General features: G+C 65.3%; 11 protein-coding genes and 2 pseudogenes. 9 read left to right on the forward strand and 4 right to left on the reverse strand.

The window, feature by feature from the left end; all coding sequences use genetic code 11:
• Window positions 1-106: 106 nt before the first annotated feature.
• On the reverse strand, window positions 107-901 hold the full coding sequence (locus tag FOM02_RS41295; RefSeq protein ID WP_027563835.1) for an SDR family oxidoreductase: 795 nt from the start codon (window positions 899-901) through the stop codon (window positions 107-109).
• Window positions 902-965: 64 nt separating this feature from the next.
• Window positions 966-1,661 carry a PAQR family membrane homeostasis protein TrhA gene (gene trhA / locus FOM02_RS41300; protein ID WP_027563834.1) on the reverse strand — a complete coding sequence of 232 codons (696 nt, stop codon included), beginning with the start codon at window positions 1,659-1,661 and terminating at the stop codon, window positions 966-968.
• A gap of 187 nt (window positions 1,662-1,848) precedes the next feature.
• Here trhA and FOM02_RS41305 point away from each other — a divergent pair, with 187 nt between their 5' ends.
• Together FOM02_RS41305 and FOM02_RS41310 are read left to right on the forward strand one after the other, a co-directional pair.
• Window positions 1,849-3,318, forward strand: coding sequence for a YcjX family protein (locus tag FOM02_RS41305; protein WP_027563833.1), 1,470 nt, complete (start codon window positions 1,849-1,851; stop codon window positions 3,316-3,318).
• Window positions 3,315-4,343 (forward strand): YcjF family protein, encoded by a 1,029-nt coding sequence (locus FOM02_RS41310; RefSeq protein ID WP_027563832.1) that lies wholly within the window; start codon window positions 3,315-3,317, stop codon window positions 4,341-4,343. Before FOM02_RS41305 ends, FOM02_RS41310 begins: the two co-directional genes overlap by 4 nt.
• 116 nt (window positions 4,344-4,459) lie before the next feature.
• On the opposite strand, the gene FOM02_RS41315 is transcribed toward FOM02_RS41310, so the two are convergent.
• On the reverse strand, window positions 4,460-5,977 hold the full coding sequence (locus FOM02_RS41315; protein ID WP_051378617.1) for a glycosyltransferase family 39 protein: 1,518 nt from the start codon (window positions 5,975-5,977) through the stop codon (window positions 4,460-4,462).
• Between the two features lie 400 nt (window positions 5,978-6,377).
• Between FOM02_RS41315 and FOM02_RS41320 the strand changes: the two are divergent.
• The 4 genes and pseudogenes from FOM02_RS41320 (at window position 6,378) to FOM02_RS41335 (ending at window position 10,382) form a co-directional block, all read left to right on the forward strand.
• Window positions 6,378-8,103, forward strand: a pseudogene (locus tag FOM02_RS41320) (adenylate/guanylate cyclase domain-containing protein).
• A gap of 350 nt (window positions 8,104-8,453) precedes the next feature.
• Complete coding sequence (locus FOM02_RS41325; protein ID WP_027563830.1) at window positions 8,454-9,653, forward strand: molybdopterin-dependent oxidoreductase; 1,200 nt, start codon at window positions 8,454-8,456, stop codon at window positions 9,651-9,653.
• 11 nt (window positions 9,654-9,664) lie between these two features.
• Window positions 9,665-9,973, forward strand: coding sequence for a sulfite:cytochrome C oxidoreductase subunit B (locus FOM02_RS41330; RefSeq protein WP_027563829.1), 309 nt, complete (start codon window positions 9,665-9,667; stop codon window positions 9,971-9,973).
• A gap of 208 nt (window positions 9,974-10,181) precedes the next feature.
• Entirely contained in the window at window positions 10,182-10,382 is a 201-nt protein-coding gene (locus tag FOM02_RS41335; protein WP_008563500.1) for a cold-shock protein, read from the forward strand.
• Between the two features lie 171 nt (window positions 10,383-10,553).
• Here the strand turns inward: FOM02_RS41335 and FOM02_RS41340 are convergent, their stop codons facing one another.
• Entirely contained in the window at window positions 10,554-11,015 is a 462-nt protein-coding gene (locus tag FOM02_RS41340; RefSeq protein ID WP_027563828.1) for an Lrp/AsnC ligand binding domain-containing protein, read from the reverse strand.
• Window positions 11,016-11,129: 114 nt separating this feature from the next.
• Between FOM02_RS41340 and putA the strand changes: the two are divergent.
• The 3 genes and pseudogenes from putA (at window position 11,130) to FOM02_RS41355 (ending at window position 16,394) form a co-directional block, all read left to right on the forward strand.
• A pseudogene (gene putA, locus FOM02_RS41345) lies at window positions 11,130-14,128 on the forward strand (bifunctional proline dehydrogenase/L-glutamate gamma-semialdehyde dehydrogenase PutA).
• Between the two features lie 256 nt (window positions 14,129-14,384).
• A complete protein-coding gene (locus FOM02_RS41350; RefSeq protein ID WP_027563826.1) occupies window positions 14,385-15,590 on the forward strand; it encodes a CaiB/BaiF CoA transferase family protein in 1,206 nt (401 codons plus the stop codon).
• Window positions 15,591-15,746: 156 nt separating this feature from the next.
• On the forward strand, window positions 15,747-16,394 hold the full coding sequence (locus FOM02_RS41355) for a glutathione S-transferase family protein (protein WP_027563825.1): 648 nt from the start codon (window positions 15,747-15,749) through the stop codon (window positions 16,392-16,394).
• Window positions 16,395-16,480: the final 86 nt, after the last annotated feature.

A 16,480-nucleotide genomic window follows, 5' to 3' on the forward strand; every position in this document is an offset into this window, starting at 1 on the left:
GAAACTACCAGCCCTCGCCAAATTTCTCCCTGTGGTTATGGGTCCCCGCGTTCGCGGGGACGACTGCGAGTATTTGGTTCGAGTCGTGCGTCAAACGCCCGGTCGGCTACTTCCCGAACTCCTCCCGCATCTTGGCCTGGATCTTCGCCATGCCGCCGATCCAGCGGTCGTAATTCTCGGTCTTCTTGCGCATGTAGCCGAGCACCTGGGGGTGCGGCAGGATCAGGAATGTCTCCTGCTCGAGGCCGGCGAGCACGTCCCGCGCCACCTGCTCGGGCGTGAGATCGCCGTCGCCGGATTGCGGGCCCTTGGGGATCGAGCGCAGCATGTTGGTGTCGACGCCCTGCGGGCAGAGGATCGAGACCTTGATGTTGTGCGCCTTGTGCGAGATCGCGAGGTTCTCGGCAAAGCCGACCGCGGCGTGTTTTGTCGTCGAATAAGCCGGGCTACCGACCTGCGACAAGAGGCCCGCGGCCGAGATGGTGTTGAGGAAATAGCCGCCGCCGCGCGCCTTCATGCGGGGGATCAGATGCCGCGCGGCATAGACATGGGCCATGACATGGATCGCCCAGCTGCGCTGCCACGGCTCGTCGGAGGCGCCGCCGGCATTTTCCGACATCGGATCGAAACCGCCGCCGATGCCGGCATTGGAGCAGAAGAGATCAATGGGGCCGAACTGCCGCTCGGTCTCCTCGATGACGTGCGTGATGTCCTTTTCCTGCGCGACGTCGCATTTGAACGCCGCGCCATTGACCGTGGCCGCGACCGCCCTTGCATTGCCGGCATCCATGTCGGCGACGACGACCTTGGCGGCACCCGCTTTGTGAAAGGCCTCGCACAGCGCCTTGCCGATGCCGTTTGCGCCGCCCGTGACAACCACGACCTTGCCGGTCACCTGCATGCGACGTCTCCTCTTGTCTTGTACCGCTTATACCGCGCCGCTTATTCCGCGTCGCGGATCCTGCTCAGCTCAACACGAGGTCGAGCACCGCGGTATAATGGCATGCCGCGCCGGCCAAGACAAAGCCGTGCCAGATCGCGTTCTGGAAGCGCAGCCGCCGCCAGGCGTGGAAGATCACGCCGAAACTGTAGAGCAGGCCGCCCGCGAGGATGAAACCCAGCACCAGCGCAGGCAGCGCCTGGACCACCGCGTCGTAGAGCATGAGGCCGCTCCAGCCCATGGCGAGATAGATGCCGACCGAGACGCGGTCGAACCGGCCGGGGTAAAACAGCTTGAGCACGATGCCGAGGATGGCGACGCACCAGACGCCGGCAAGGAGCACGAGCGCGAACACGCTGTCCTTCACTTCCAGGATGAACGGCGTGTAGGTCGCGGCGATCAGCAGGTAGATCGCGGAATGGTCGAACCGCCGCAGCAGCCATTTGGCCGGCGAGACCGGCCAGAGATTATAGGTCGCCGACAGCACCAGCATCGAGAGCAGGCCGGCGACGTAGATCGAGACGCCGACGATGTCGATCGCGGTCGCATAGATCGCCGTCAGCACCACCAGCACGGTCGCGGCGATGAGGCCGGCGAGGACGCCGATCGCGTGGATGATTCCGTCGGCGATCATCTCGGCGCGATCGTAGTTCCAGCCGATCACGTCGGCTGCGGCGTGGACGGAGGTGGATGCGAACTGTTTCAATTGGAAGACGGTCATGGCAATCCAGGAAAGCTTGAGGCAATGCCCTCTTGTATCGGTCTTTCGGGGCCGGCACGTCGTTCAAACGGCTGATTTGCCGATAAAGGCGGTAGAAGTATGAAAGCTTGATTTTCCTCAGGCAGTTGCCACTTTTTGTGATTAGTCCATTTTGCGTATCCCTCGCCCGAGCTCCCTCAACGTTCATATGGCATTCAGTTTCCAGGATATGGTCGAGGAGGCGCGCCTGTCGGCCCGGGCGCTGATCGACTATGGCGAGCACTTCTTCAACCCGACGGTACGGCTCGGCGTCACGGGCCTGTCGCGCGCCGGTAAGACCGTATTCATCACGGCGCTGATCCATGGCCTCACTCGCGGCGGGCGGTTTCCGGTGTTCGAGGCCTATGCCTCGGGCCGGATCGCGCGGGCGCATCTGGCGCCGCAGCCCGACGATGCCGTGCCGCGCTTTGCCTATGAGAACCATCTGCGCGCGCTGATCGAGGAGCGGCGCTGGCCGAACTCGACGGTCGATATCAGCGAGCTGCGCCTCGTCATCGACTACCAGCGCCCGAACGGCGCCGACCGCACGCTGACCCTCGACATCGTCGACTACCCCGGTGAATGGCTGCTCGACCTGCCGCTGCTGCAGAAGAGCTACGAGCAATGGTCCGCCGAAAGCCTGGCGCTGTCGCGCGACGCGCCGCGTGCGCATCTGGCCGCGGACTGGCACGCCCATCTTGCTACACTCAAGCCCGAAGCACGCGAGGACGAGCAGGCGACGCTGACGGCGGCAAAGCTCTTCACCAATTACTTGCGCGCCTGCCGCGACGAGCAGTTCGCGATGAGCCTGCTGCCGCCCGGCCGCTTCCTGATGCCTGGCAATCTCGCCGACACGCCGGCGCTGACCTTTGCGCCGCTCGACGTACCCGTTGGCGGTCAGGCGGGCGAGGGATCGCTGTGGGCGATGATGGTGCGCCGCTACGAGGCCTACAAGGACGTCGTGGTGCGGCCGTTCTTTCGCGATCATTTCGCGCGGCTCGATCGCCAGATCGTGCTGGCCGACGCGCTCGCCGCATTCAATTCCGGCCCCGAGGCGCTGCACGATCTCGAAGCGGCACTGGCCGGCATTCTCGACTGCTTCAACATCGGCCGCAGCACCATCCTCTCCAGCCTGTTCCGGCCGCGCATCGACCGCATCCTGTTCGCGGCGACCAAGGCGGACCATCTGCATCATTCCAGCCACGACCGGCTCGAGGCGGTGCTGCGCCGCGCCGTGACCCGCGCCGTGGCTCGGGCAGAAAATACAGGCGCTGCGATCGATGTCGTCGCGCTTGCCGCGGTGCGCGCCACGCGAGAGGCACAGGTCGCGCATGGCCGCGACAAATTGCCCTCGATCCTGGGAACACCGGCCGCGGGCGAAAGCGCCAACGGCGAGTTCTTCGACGGCAACACGGAAGTCGCGACCTTTCCGGGCGACCTGCCGCTCGATCCCGAACCGCTGTTCGACGGCAGGGATGCGTTCCGCGGCCTCGCCACAGAGGCAGCGGAGAAGAGCGATTTCCGCTTCCTGCGCTTCCGCCCGCCCAAGCTCGAGCACGAAGGCACGAGCGAGCCCGCGCTGCCACACATCCGCCTCGACCGTGCCCTGCAGTTCCTGATCGGAGACAAGCTCGCATGAACGATCGATCCCAGCAGCGGCGCCCGGCGACGTTCCGGCTCGACGATCCCGGCGTCATCGTCACCGAAGCCGACGACACCAGCCGGCTCGGCCGCGCCACCATCCAGATCACGCCGGAGCCTGATCCATCGACGTTTCCGGTGCCGATCGAGGCAGCACGTCCGGCGCGGCGCGGCTTTCCCTGGGGCACGCTGTTCTGGTCCGGCCTTGCCGGGCTGACGCTGCTCGGCACCGGGCTCGGCGTGGTGCATCTGATCGAGGATCTGTTTGCGCGCAGCGAAAGCCTCGGCTTCGTTGGCCTTGCCTTCGCGTTCGTCACCGCGCTCGCGCTTGCAGTGGTGATCGGGCGCGAGGCGTTCGGGCTCGCGCGCCTTGCAACCATCGAAAAGCTGCATCAGCGCGCGGCCGCGGTGCTTGCCAGCGACGATCGCAAGGAAAGCCGCGTCATCGTGCAGGATCTCATCAAGATCGCGCACCAGAATCCGCAGCTGGCGCGCGCCCGCGCCACGCTGGAGAGCCACACCGGCGAGATCATCGATGGCGCCGACATGATCCGCCTCGCCGAGCGCGAATTGATGTCGCCGCTGGACGCGGAGGCGCGGCGGCTGGTGTCATCGGCGGCGCAAAAGGTCTCGATCGTGACTGCGGTCTCGCCCCGCGCGGCGATCGACGTGCTGTTCGTGTTCGTCGCCGCGTTGCGACTGATCCGCCAGCTCGCTTTCCTCTATGGCGGCCGCCCCGGCGCGCTCGGCATGATCCGCCTGCTCCGCCACGTCATCGCCCACCTCGCCATCACCGGCGGCATGGCCGCGAGCGACAGCCTGGTGCAGCAGATGCTCGGGCACGGCATTGCGGCGAAGCTGTCGCAGCGGCTGGGCGAAGGCGTGCTGAACGGGCTCTTGACGGCGAGGCTGGGCCTCGCCGCGATCGACGTGACACGCCCGCTGCCGTTCGCAGCCCTGCCGCCGCCAAAACTGTCGGACCTCGCGACGGATCTGCTGCGGAAGAAGGACGAGGAGGAGTAGCGCGCTTCGCCTCTCCCCGCCCGCGGGGAGAGGCCGGAATTCAAGCACAGCTTGAATTCCGGGTGAGGGGGAGTCTCCACGAAACCAACTGTCACCGTTCCCGCGGAGACTCCCCCTCACCCCACCCCTCTCCCCGCAAGCGGGGAGAGGGAAAGGAAGGCCAGCACTTTCCACCAAAACAGCGGCGAATCCTTCGGCGGGGACAGCTCCGGGGTCCAGCCGGTGAGCTTTTCAATCACATAGGTATCCGTGAGAACGCCGCGCCAGCGGCGTTCGACTTCGCCGAGCGGCTGGCGCTGCGCGGGGATCGAATCCCACACCGGCGCGCGATTGTCCGGCTCGCGGCCGACATAGATGCCGGCATGGCCCCTGATCCGATCCATGCCGGGATCGCGGAAATCCTGGAAGCGGCCGCGCTCGTTGATCTCGATGACGGGCACGCGGCCGCGGAACAGCCAGCGCATCATGGCGTAGGTGCGGTAGTCCGTGGTGGCAATCCAGGTTGCGCCGGTCTCGTCCAGCGCGGCCTGCGCGCGCGCGGCGACCTGCTCGTAGCCCGCCTCGGCGCCGATCGGGTCGATCTTGCCGAGCAGATTCCAGGGCGCTGCGAGGTAATACAGGAACACAATGACGACGAAGGCGATGCCCGAGACGACCGCCGTGTTGAGCCAGAACACGCTCGACCGGATCAGCCTTGCCGACCACCCCTCGCGCGACAGGGCGGCGAGGTTGACGGCGGCACCGGCGAAGCCGACCGGCCACATGAACATCGGCCAGGTATCGCCGACCCGGAGCGTCATCGACTTCACGAGGAAATAGAGGAACGGCACCAGCACCGCGGTCGACAGCAGGATCGCGACCGGCTCCCGCGTGCGATAGCCGCGCCACGCCGTCATCGCGAGGCCCGTCAGCACCACCGGCAGCATGACGAAGCCGACGAGACCGAATTGCAGGCCGATGTAGTCGCCGACCGTGCGCAGCGAGATGCCGTAATTGGTGGTGGCGCGCACGCCCTGGAAACGGAACGAGGCCCAATCGTGCTGCGCGTTCCAGATCAAGACCGGCGAGAACACGGCGATGGCGATCAGCGCCGCTAGGTAAGGATACGGGCTGCGCAGCCAGCGCCAGCGCCAATCCGGCACCAGCAGGAACGCCGCAACCGCCGGCGCGAACATGATCGCTGTGAATTTCGACAGCAGCGACAGCCCGGCGAACAGTCCGGCCGCGAGCCACCAGCGTCCATCGCCGCTTTGCGCCAGCCGCACCAGCGACCACATCATCGCCACCGCGAACGGGATCATGGCGACGTCGGGCGCGACCTTGGCCATCAGCAGGCCGTAATAGAGCGCGGCTTCCGGCATCAGCACCGCGAACACGATCGCGCGCGCATCATGGGTGAGACGGCGGACGATGTCGGCGAGCAGCAGCTGTGTCACCAGCATCGCGACGATGCCGCCGAAGCGCACGCCGAGCGCGGTGTCGCCGAAGATAGCGGTGCCGAAGCGGATCAGCCAGGCGATCATGGGGGGATGATCGAGAAAGCTGAGCGCGCCCTCCTTCGACCAGGTCCAGTAATAGGCCTCGTCGGTGCGCAGCTCGATCGCCGAGGCGTAGACGATGCGCAGCACCGTCATCGCGGCGATGACGAGCACGGCAATGAGGATGAGCCGGCGTTCGGCGCCGTCTGGCTTCGCAGAGATGTCGGGAGCGATCGTCACGGCCGCGCTTTTCGCTAACCTCGGAGGGGGAGTCAATGCGGGGGTCCCAACATCGGTGTCGTCCCGGGCAAGCGAAGCGCAGACCCGGGACCCATAACCACAGGGCGGAGTTTGGCGAAGACTCGGAGTTACCAGCCCGTCACACGACCGCTCCCTGTGGTTATGGGTCCCGGATCGGCGCTCCGCTTCGCTACGCTTGTCCGGGACGACACCAGCTTATTTGGCAACTATCGCGCATGTGATCGGGCGAGCTGTCCACTCCGGGAATTAAACGCTAGGCTGGCTGTTCTCATTGATGAACTGATACAACCGAATCATGGCCACCGCTCCCGTCCACATGCCCGAACTCGTCCGCGCGACCGGCGTGCGGCAGGTGCGGCTGGTCTGCGGCATCATCCTGTTCGCTTACGTGATCAGCCATTTCCTCAACCATGCGCTCGGCAACATCTCGGTCGATGCCATGGAGGTCGGGGTCTATTATCACACGGCATTCTGGCAATTCCTGCCCGTCGCGATTGTGTTCTACGGCGCCGCCCTCACCCATATGGGGCTCGGCGTCTACGCGCTGTATCAGCGCCGGCAGTTCCGCTGGAAGACCATCGAGCCGCTCCAGCTCGTGCTGGGATTGAGCATTCCGGCGCTGGTCATGGCGCATGTGATCGGCGTGCGGCTCGGCCAGACCTTGTACGGGCACCAGAAGCTCTATCCGCAGGAGCTCTATCTGTTCTTCTCTTCGAACCGCATCTGGACCATGACGATCCTGCTCACCATCGCCTGGATCCACGGCTGCATCGGCATCTATTTCTGGCTTCGCCTGAAACCGTTCTTCACGCGCGCGGCGCCCTATCTGCTCGCGGCCGCCGTGCTGATCCCGACGCTGTCGCTGCTCGGCGTCTATCAGGGCGGCCGCAGCGTGATGTTCGATGCCGATGACGGCGAATGGCGCACGCACAATCTCACCCGCCGCCAGCTCGGCTCGACGGCCGAGGCCGCAACGCTCGACCGCATCACCAACACCCTCACCATCGGCTATGTCGGCCTGCTCGGACTGGTGCTGGCGCGCGCGGCGTGCGGGCCTTGCGCGAACGGCGCGGCGGCATGATCGCGCTGTCCTACGGCAACGGCAAGACGGTGCGGGTGCCAAAGGGCCTGTCCGTGCTGGAGGCGAGCCTGCGCCACAACGTGCCGCATGCCAGCGTCTGCGGCGGCCGCGCCCGCTGCTCGACCTGCCGCATCCGTATCATCGGCGACCATGCCGTCCTGCCCGAGCCGTCGCAGCGCGAGGCGTTCGTGCTCGCCCGTGTCGGCACCGCCGATCCCTCGATCCGGCTTGCCTGCCAGTTGCGGCCGGAGTGCGACCTCTCCTTCTTCCAGCTCTTCACGCCGCACACTCTGTCCGCCAACGCGCACGCCTCGACGCCCACGCGAATCGGCCAGGAGCGCTATCTCGTCAGCCTGTTCGTGGACATGCGCGGCTCGACGCAGCTTGCCGAGAAGCGGCTGCCGTTCGACACCGTCTTCATCGTCAACCGCTTCCTCGGCGCGGTCTCGCAGGCGGTGATCGAGCATGGCGGCCAGCCGAACCAGTTCGTCGGCGACGGCATGCTCGCGCTGTTCGGACTGTCAGCCGATCCGCAAGCAGCCTGCCGGCAGGCGCTGAAGGCGGCCAGCAGCATCGCCGCGAATATCGACGAGCTCAACGACCTCCTCAGCCATGATCTGCGCCAGCCGATCCGGTTCGGCATCGGCATCCATGGCGGCGAGGTCATCATCGGCGACATCGGCTATCGCGATCACATCGTGTTCACAGCGCTCGGCGACGCCGTCAACGTCGCGCCCGCCTCCAGGACATGACCAAGACCCTGGCCTGCGAGGCCATCGTCTCCGAGGAAGTCCGCCGCACCGCCGGCCTTGGCGACGATTCGCTGCCGCAGCAGGAAGTCGCGATCCGCGGCCGCGACGAGCCGATGGCCGTGCGCGTGGTTGCGGATGCGAGGGAGCTTGCGGCGCTGGTCGATCGCGGCGAGCGCGTGGCGGCCTGATTCTTCTTCACCTCTCCCCGCTTGCGGGGAGAGGTCGGATCGCCTCGGCGATGCGAAGCATCGTCCGGTGCGATCCGGGTGAGGGGGTACAGGTCTCACGACGACCTCACGTGCGGAGAGAGGCCCCTCACCCCAACCCTCTCCCCGTAAGAACGGGGCGAGGGAGCGCACCATCGTCGCCGCTACAGCCAGGCTCAATCTCGTTACAGACGTAACACCGGCTTGCTGCAACGCAGCGGCATGGGCTTGCTGCGAAAGCACGAATTGACTTCATTCAAATCGTTGCGACAGATGAGCGCGGGATCGCGGTGATGACCGCTGTCCAACGAAAAGCTCCGGGAGGAGACACCATGTTCGATCGACGCGACCTGCTCAAAGGAGCGGGACTTGCCGCTATCGCGGCCACACTGAATTCCACCAAGGCGCTGGCCCTCGACACCGTCACGCTGCCCTTCACCAATGGCGAACGGCCGCTGGTGAAATATCCACAGAAGCGGCCGATGATCGGTCTGACCAGCCGGCCGCCGCAGCTCGAGACGCCGTTCGCTGTCTTCAACGACGGCCCGATCACGCCGAACAACGCGTTCTTCGTGCGCTATCACCTCTCCGACCTGCCCTACAATCTCGACCCCGACAAGTTCACGCTTGAGGTCAAGGGCAAGGTCGACAAGCCGCTCAAGCTGTCGCTCCAGGACATCAGGAAGATGAAGGCGACCGAGATCGTCGCCGTCAACCAGTGCTCCGGCAACAGCCGCGGCTTTTCCGAGCCGCGCGTCGCCGGTGGCCAGCTCGCCAACGGCGCGATGGGTTGCGCGCGCTGGCGCGGCGTGCCGCTCAAGACCGTGCTGGAGATGGCCGGCGTGCAGGCCGGCGCCAAGCAGGTCACGTTCAACGGCATGGACGGCCCGGTCAGCGACAAGACGCCCGATTTCATCAAGGCGCTCGACATCGACCACGCCAGCAACGGCGAGGTGATGCTGGCCTATGGCATGAACGGCGAGGACCTGCCGTTCCTCAACGGCTTCCCGCTGCGCCTGGTCGTGCCCGGCTATTACGGCACCTACTGGGTCAAGCACCTCAACGAGATCACCGTCATCGACAACGTCTATGACGGCTTCTGGATGAAGTCGGCCTATCGCATTCCCGATACGCCCAACAATGCGATCGAGCCGGGCACCGCGCCGAAGGCGACGATCCCGATCAACCGCTTCACCATCCGCTCCTTCATCACCAGTGTGCCTGATGGCGCCAAGCTGAAGGCGGGACGCACGACGTTGCGCGGCATCGCCTTCGACGGCGGCAAGGGCATCAAGGAGGTCCAGGTCTCCACCGACGGCGGCAAGACTTGGGCGAGCGCCAAGCTCGGCAAGGATCTCGGCAAATACGCATTCCGTGAATGGAAGCTGCCGGTGAAGCTTGCGGCCGGCCAGGTCGAGCTCAAGGTGCGCGCCACCGGCAATGGCGGCGAGACCCAGCCGGATACGCCGCGCTGGAACCCCGCGGGTTATCTGCGCAATGTCGTCGAAACCACGCGCGTCACCGTCGCCTGAGGAGAATGATCATGCAGCGCACCGTTCTCTTCGCCGCCTCGCTCGCCTTCGCCGCATTGCTGGGCTCGGCGCTTGCGGCGCCGGTCAATTACAAGACCCCCGACGAGGTCGCCGCGTTCAAGCCCGGGCCCAATCTGGAGGTCGTGCAGGGCAATTGCACCGCCTGCCACTCGTCCGACTACGTCGCCACACAGCCGCCGATGAAGGACAAGAAGGGCTTCTGGCAGGCCGAGGTGACCAAGATGATCAAGGTCTATGGCGCACCGATCGACGATGCCGATGTCGGCAAGATCGTCGATTATCTGGCCGCGACTTATTGACGGACGGCACGCGGGGTGCGGGCCATTTGACCGCCAAACGGGCAAAACCGGCAAAAACGCCGCGAAGTTGAGCGGAATTCGGCGAAATGCTGATGTGGTTTGAGCTACCAAGCCCGCCACAATCCGCGTATCCTGTTAGGACCGAACCGGCCGGTTGGCGGGGACTGGCGGTTCGCGATCTCGGAGGAAGACCCGCGGAGAAGTCGTGATGGCTAAAGGTACGGTCAAGTGGTTCAACCCGACGAAGGGTTATGGATTTATCCAGCCTGCGTCGGGGGGCAAGGATGTGTTCGTGCATATCTCGGCAGTGCAGAAAGCCGGCCTGTCCACCCTGAACGAGGGACAGACGGTTGAATACGAAGAGATCGCAAACCGGGGCAAGACCTCCGCAGAGAACCTCAAAGTATAAGCCCGCCAGCCTTTGCTGCCTCCCGGATCGATCCGGGAGCGGGGCCAAGAAAATTTCAGAAGACGGCCAGTGCATTCGACGACAGGCGTTGCGATTGCACACGGAGAGCTATTTTTCCCGCGAAAACCGCATCCTCAACGCCACAGCAATGACAATCGCGACCGCACTTCGTTACTCTACCGGCAACGGTGCGTCGCGCTTGATCTCCTCCATCACCGCATAGGTTCGCGTCTCGCGCACGCCCGGCATCGACAGCAGGGTCTCGCCGAGGAAACGTCGATAGGCGGTCATGTCCGCAAGCCGCGCCTTCACTAGATAGTCGAAGCCGCCTGCAACCATGTGACACTCCAGCACTTCAGGCGCGAGTTTCACCGCGCGCGCGAAGCGCTCGAAATTGTCGGGCGTGGTCTTGTCGAGCAGCACCTCGACGAACACCAGCAGGCCAAGGCCCAGCCGGTGCGGATTGAGCCGCGCGCCATAGCCCTCGATAAAGCCCTCACGTTGCAACCGCTTCAGCCGTTCGCCGATCGAGGTCGGCGACAGGCCGATGCGCTCGGCCAGCTCGACATTGGCGATTCGCCCATCCTGCTGCAAAACAGAGAGGATTTTCCGGTCGATTCGATCGAGTTCCATATTTTCTGCGGCTATCTTATCATCGATCTTCATTTTCTAAGGCAAAATTATTAAATTGTCTATCGAGCTACGGTCACGCGGGCCTTATTCTGAGTTTGAGCCACAGGACACGCCATGCCAGACATCCCGCCGCCCTTCACCGCGCCTTACGCCCCTGATGATGCCGAGATCGCAGCAAAGCTCCTGCCCGCGTCGCATCTGAGCCCGCCGCAGGAGGCGCGCATCGACCGCACTGCGACCCGGCTGATCGAGGCGATCCGCAAGCGCGACGACCGGCTCGGCGGCGTCGAGGACATGCTGCGGGAGTTCGCGCTCTCGACCAAGGAAGGGCTGGCGCTGATGGTGCTGGCCGAGGCGCTGCTGCGCGTGCCCGACGCGCGCACCGCCGACCAGTTCATCGAGGACAAGCTCGGCGAGGGCGACTTCATCCATCACGAGACCAAGTCCACGGCGTTCCTGGTCAACGCCTCGGCCTGGGCGCTGGGCCTGTCGGCGCGGGTGATCCAGCCCGGCGAGACGCCGGACGGCACCATCGGCCGCCTCGTGAAGCGGCTTGGCGCGCCCGCGGTGCGCACCGCGACGCGCCAGGCGATGCGGCTGATGGGCAATCATTTCGTGCTGGGCGAGACGATCGAGCAGGCGCTGGAACGGGGCAAGCCGCGCTCCGGCCAGAAGCCGCGCTACTCCTTCGACATGCTCGGCGAAGGCGCCCGCACGGCGGCGGACGCGAAGCGCTATTTCGACGCCTATGCCAGTGCGATTGAAACCATCGGCAAGGCGGCGGGTGATCATCCCCTGCCCGACCGGCCAGGCATCTCGGTAAAACTCTCGGCGCTGCATCCGCGCTTCGAGGCGATCAGCCGCGACCGCGTCATGGCCGAGCTGGTGCCGCTGCTGCTGGATCTCGCGCAACGCGCCAAGGCCCATGACCTCAACTTCACCGTCGATGCCGAGGAAGCCGACCGGCTGGAACTGTCGCTCGACGTGATCGCGGCGACGCTCGCCGATCCCTCACTCAAAGGATGGGACGGCTTTGGCCTCGCGATCCAGGCCTATCAGAAGCGCGCCAGCGCCGTGATCGACTATGTCGACGCGCTGGCGCGCGCGCACGACCGCAAGCTGATGGTGCGCCTCGTCAAGGGCGCCTATTGGGACACCGAGATCAAGCGCGCGCAGGAGCGGGGGCTCGACGGCTATCCCGTGTTCACGCGCAAGGCGATGACGGATCTGAACTACGTCGCCTGCGCCTCGAAGCTGCTGGCCTTGCGGCCGCGCATCTTCCCGCAATTCGCCACCCACAACGCACTGACGGTTGCGACCGTGCTGGAGCTTGCGCATGGCAGCGGCGGCTTCGAATTCCAGCGCCTACATGGCATGGGCGAGGCGCTCTACGAGCAGCTCGCCAAGGACCATCCTGATATCGCCTACCGCACCTATGCGCCGGTCGGCAGCCATCGCGATCTGCTGGCCTATCTGGTCCGACGTCTCCTGGAGAACGGCGCCAATTCTTCGTTCGTGGCGCAGGCCGCCGATTACCGCGTGCCGGTCCCGGCGCTGTTGCAGCGACCGGCAGATGCCATCGTCCGGCCGCAGGCGGCGGCGCATCCCAGGATTCCGCTGCCGGGCGATCTGTTCGCACCGGAGCGGCGCAATTCGCGTGGCGTCGAGTTCGGTGCGCGTGCCGCACTCGATCAGTTGCTCACGGACGTCAAAGCTGAGGCGACTGATCTCAAGCCGATTGCCGATGCCACGCCGGAGCAGGCCAACGCAGCGGTGACTGCGGCGAGCGCAGGCTTTGCCGCATGGAGCCGGACGCCGGCGGCCGTGCGCGCGGCGGCGCTGGAGCAGGCTGCGCATCTCCTGGAGAGCCGCAGCACGCATTTCATCGCGCTTTTGCAGCGCGAGGGCGGCAAGACGCTCGACGATGCGCTGTCGGAGCTGCGCGAGGCTGCCGATTTCTGCCGTTACTACGCTGCGCAGGGCCGAAAGCTGTTCGGTGCTGATGCCGCCATGCCGGGCCCGACCGGCGAGAGCAATGCGCTCGCCATGCGCGGCCGCGGCGTGTTCGTCGCGATCTCGCCGTGGAATTTCCCGCTGGCGATTTTCCTCGGCCAGGTCACGGCGGCGCTGGTGGCCGGCAACTGCGTGGTGGCAAAGCCGGCCGAGCAGACGCCGCGCATCGCGCGCGAGGCGGTCGCCCTGCTGCACGAGGCCGGCATTCCCAAGGGCGCACTGCATCTCGTCACCGGCGACGGCCGCATCGGCGCAGTGCTCACCGCGCATCAAGACATCGCAGGCGTCGTCTTCACCGGCTCGACCGAGGTCGCGCGGGCGATCAACCGGACGCTCGCCGCCAAGGATGGGCCGATCGTGCGCTGATCGCGGAGACCGGCGGCATCAATGCGATGATCGCCGATGCGACCGCGCTGCCCGAGCAGGTCGCCGACGACGTCGTCACCTCCGCGTTCCGCTCCGCCGGCCAGCGCTGCTCGGCGCTGCGGCTCTTGTTCGTGCAGGAGGACGTCGCCGACCGCATGATCGAGATGATCGCGGGCGCTGCGCGTGAATTGAGGATCGGAGATCCCGCAGATGTCGCGACCCATGTCGGACCGGTGATCGACCTTGAGGCCAAGCAGCGGCTCGATGCGCACGTCGCGCGGATGAAGAGCGAGGCGAAGTTGCACTTTGCCGGCAAGGCGCCCGAAGGCTGCTTCGTCGCGCCGCACATCTTCGAGCTCAAGGACGCCGGCCAGCTCAAAGAGGAGGTGTTCGGCCCGATTCTCCATGTCGTGCGCTACCGCGCCGAGAACCTCGAGCGCGTGCTGCAGGCGATCGCGCGCACCGGTTACGGGCTGACGCTCGGCGTCCACTCGCGCATCGACGACACCATCGAGGCGATCATCGACCGCGTCCAGGTCGGCAACATCTACGTCAACCGCAACATGATCGGCGCCGTGGTCGGCGTGCAGCCGTTCGGCGGCAATGGCCTTTCCGGAACCGGCCCCAAGGCCGGCGGCCCGCATTATCTCGCGCGGTTTGCGACCGAGCAGACCGTGACGATCAACACCGCGGCAGCGGGCGGCAATGCGGCGCTGCTCGCGGGGGAGGAGTGAGGACGCTTCTGAATTCACGGCTCGCATCGGCGCGCAATCGCAGCTCCGTCATCCTGAGGTGCGAGGGCCGCTGAAGAAGCGGCCACCTCAGGGTGACGGAGATGGTTTCGGGTCGGTGGCGGACGCGCGCTGGACACAGCAAGCCCTGCGCCTGGCGCCGTTGCATCCCGGCGAAACATCGGTCTAATGCTCCCATGATCCGCCCGCGCCAATTCCAGCGCGCGGGAAACGACAAGAACGAGGGAGCAACGCCGCGATGGAAAAGGGCATTTTTGCGGGCCTGAAGGTTCTGGACTGCGCGAGCTTCATCGCAGCGCCCGCGGCCGCGACCGTGCTGTCGGATTTCGGCGCCGACGTCATCAAGATCGAGCCGCCCGGCGCCGGCGACCCCTATCGCAATCTGCCCAACATTCCGGGCTATCCAAGCAGCGAGCACAATTACGCCTGGCTGCTGGAGGCCCGCAACAAGAAGAGCATCGCACTCGACCTTTCCAAGCCCGAAGCGCAGGCCGTGCTCTACAAGCTGGTGGAGGAGGCCGACGTCTTCATCACCAACATGCCGCCGCCGGTGCGCGCCAAGCTCGGCATCACCTATGACCATCTCGCCCATCTCAACGACCGGCTGATCTACGCCTCCTTCACCGGCTATGGCGAAAAGGGCGAAGAGGCCAACAAGCCCGGCTTCGACAGCAACGCTTATTGGGCGCGCTCCGGCCTGATGGACCTCGTCCGCGCCGACACTGAGACCACTCCGGCGCGCTCGGTCGCCGGCATGGGCGACCACCCCTGCGCCATGGCGCTCTACAGCGCGATCGTCACGGCGCTCTATCAGCGCGAGAAGACCGGCAAGGGCTCGCATGTCGCCTCCAATCTGATGGCAAACGGCATTTGGGCGGCGAGCGTGCTGGCACAGGCAAAGCTGAGCGGCGCCAAATTCGCCGAGCGACGGCCACGCGAGCGAGCGCTCAACGCGGTCGCCAATCACTATCAATGCAAGGACGGCCGCTGGCTGATCCTGTCGCTGCTGAGCGAGGAGAGGCAGTTTCCAACCTTGGCCAAATGCCTGGGACGCGAAGACCTCATCACCGATCCGCGCTTCGCCACCAAGCCCGACCGCCACGCCCGCTCGGTGGAGTTGATCAAGATATTTGATGAGACCTTTGCCACCAAGGATCTCGCCGAATGGCGAAAAATTCTCGACGGCAACGGGCTCGTGTTCGGCATCGTCGGCATTCTCGATGACATCCCCAACGACAAGCAGATGCTCGACAACGAGGTGCTGGTGCCGTTCGAGAACGACACCATGCTCACCATCTCCAGCCCGATCTGGATCGACGGCGCCAAGAAGGTCCAGCCGCGCAAGCCGCCAGCCGTCGGCGAGCACAGTGACGAGATTTTGCGCGGGGCGGGATACGACGAGCAGGCGATCAAAGAGCTGCGAGGTTCGGGGGCGGTGGGTTAGCCCCATCGTCTCCGCAAACTCCGTCATTGCGAGCGCAACGAAGCAATCCAGAGTCTTTCCGCGGATGCATTGCTGGATTGCTTCGCTGCGCTCGCAATGACGATGTGGAGCGATCTCGCTATATACTCACGACAACACCGCTCGTCGTGAGGTCCCATGCCCAACTACCGCCTGCACTACTTCCCGGAATCCGGCAACAGCTACAAGCTGGCGCTGATGCTGACGCTGTGTGGCGAGACGTTCGAGCCGGTGTGGACCGATTTCGGCGGCGGCGTCACGCGCACGGCGGAGTGGCGCAAGGCCATCAACGAGATGGGCGAGATTCCCGTGCTCGAGATCGACGGCGTGAAGATGACGCAGACCGCGCCGCTGCTGCTCATGCTCGCCGAACAATATGGCCGCTTCGGCGCCGAGACCGAGGACGAGAAGTTCGAGCTGCTGCGATGGCTGTTCTGGGACAACCACAAGCTCACCGGCTACATGGCGACCTATCGCTTCATGCGGGCCTTCACCGAGAAGAACGATCCGCAGGTGCTGAAGCATTTCCGCCGGCGGCTCGACGATTTTCTCGGCATTCTCGACGGCCATCTCCAGCACAACGCCTTCGCGATCGGCGCGAAGCCGACGGTCGCCGATATCTCCATGATGGCCTATCTGCACTATCCGAGCGACGAGCACGGCTTTGATTTCGCGGCGAGCCATCCCGCCATCCATGCCTGGCTCGGCCGCATGGCCGCCCTGCCCGGCTGGAAATCGGCGTATGAGCTGCTGCCGGGACGGCGGATGACGAATTACGCGAAGTGAGCTGGGCTCTTTCTTTCCCCTCTCCCCGTTCTTACGGGGAGAGGATCAGGGTGAGGGGCCTCTCTCCACACGTGAGATCGCCGAGG

Source organism: Bradyrhizobium sp. SEMIA (assembly GCF_014844175.1).
GTDB lineage: Bacteria > Pseudomonadota > Alphaproteobacteria > Rhizobiales > Xanthobacteraceae > Bradyrhizobium > Bradyrhizobium arachidis.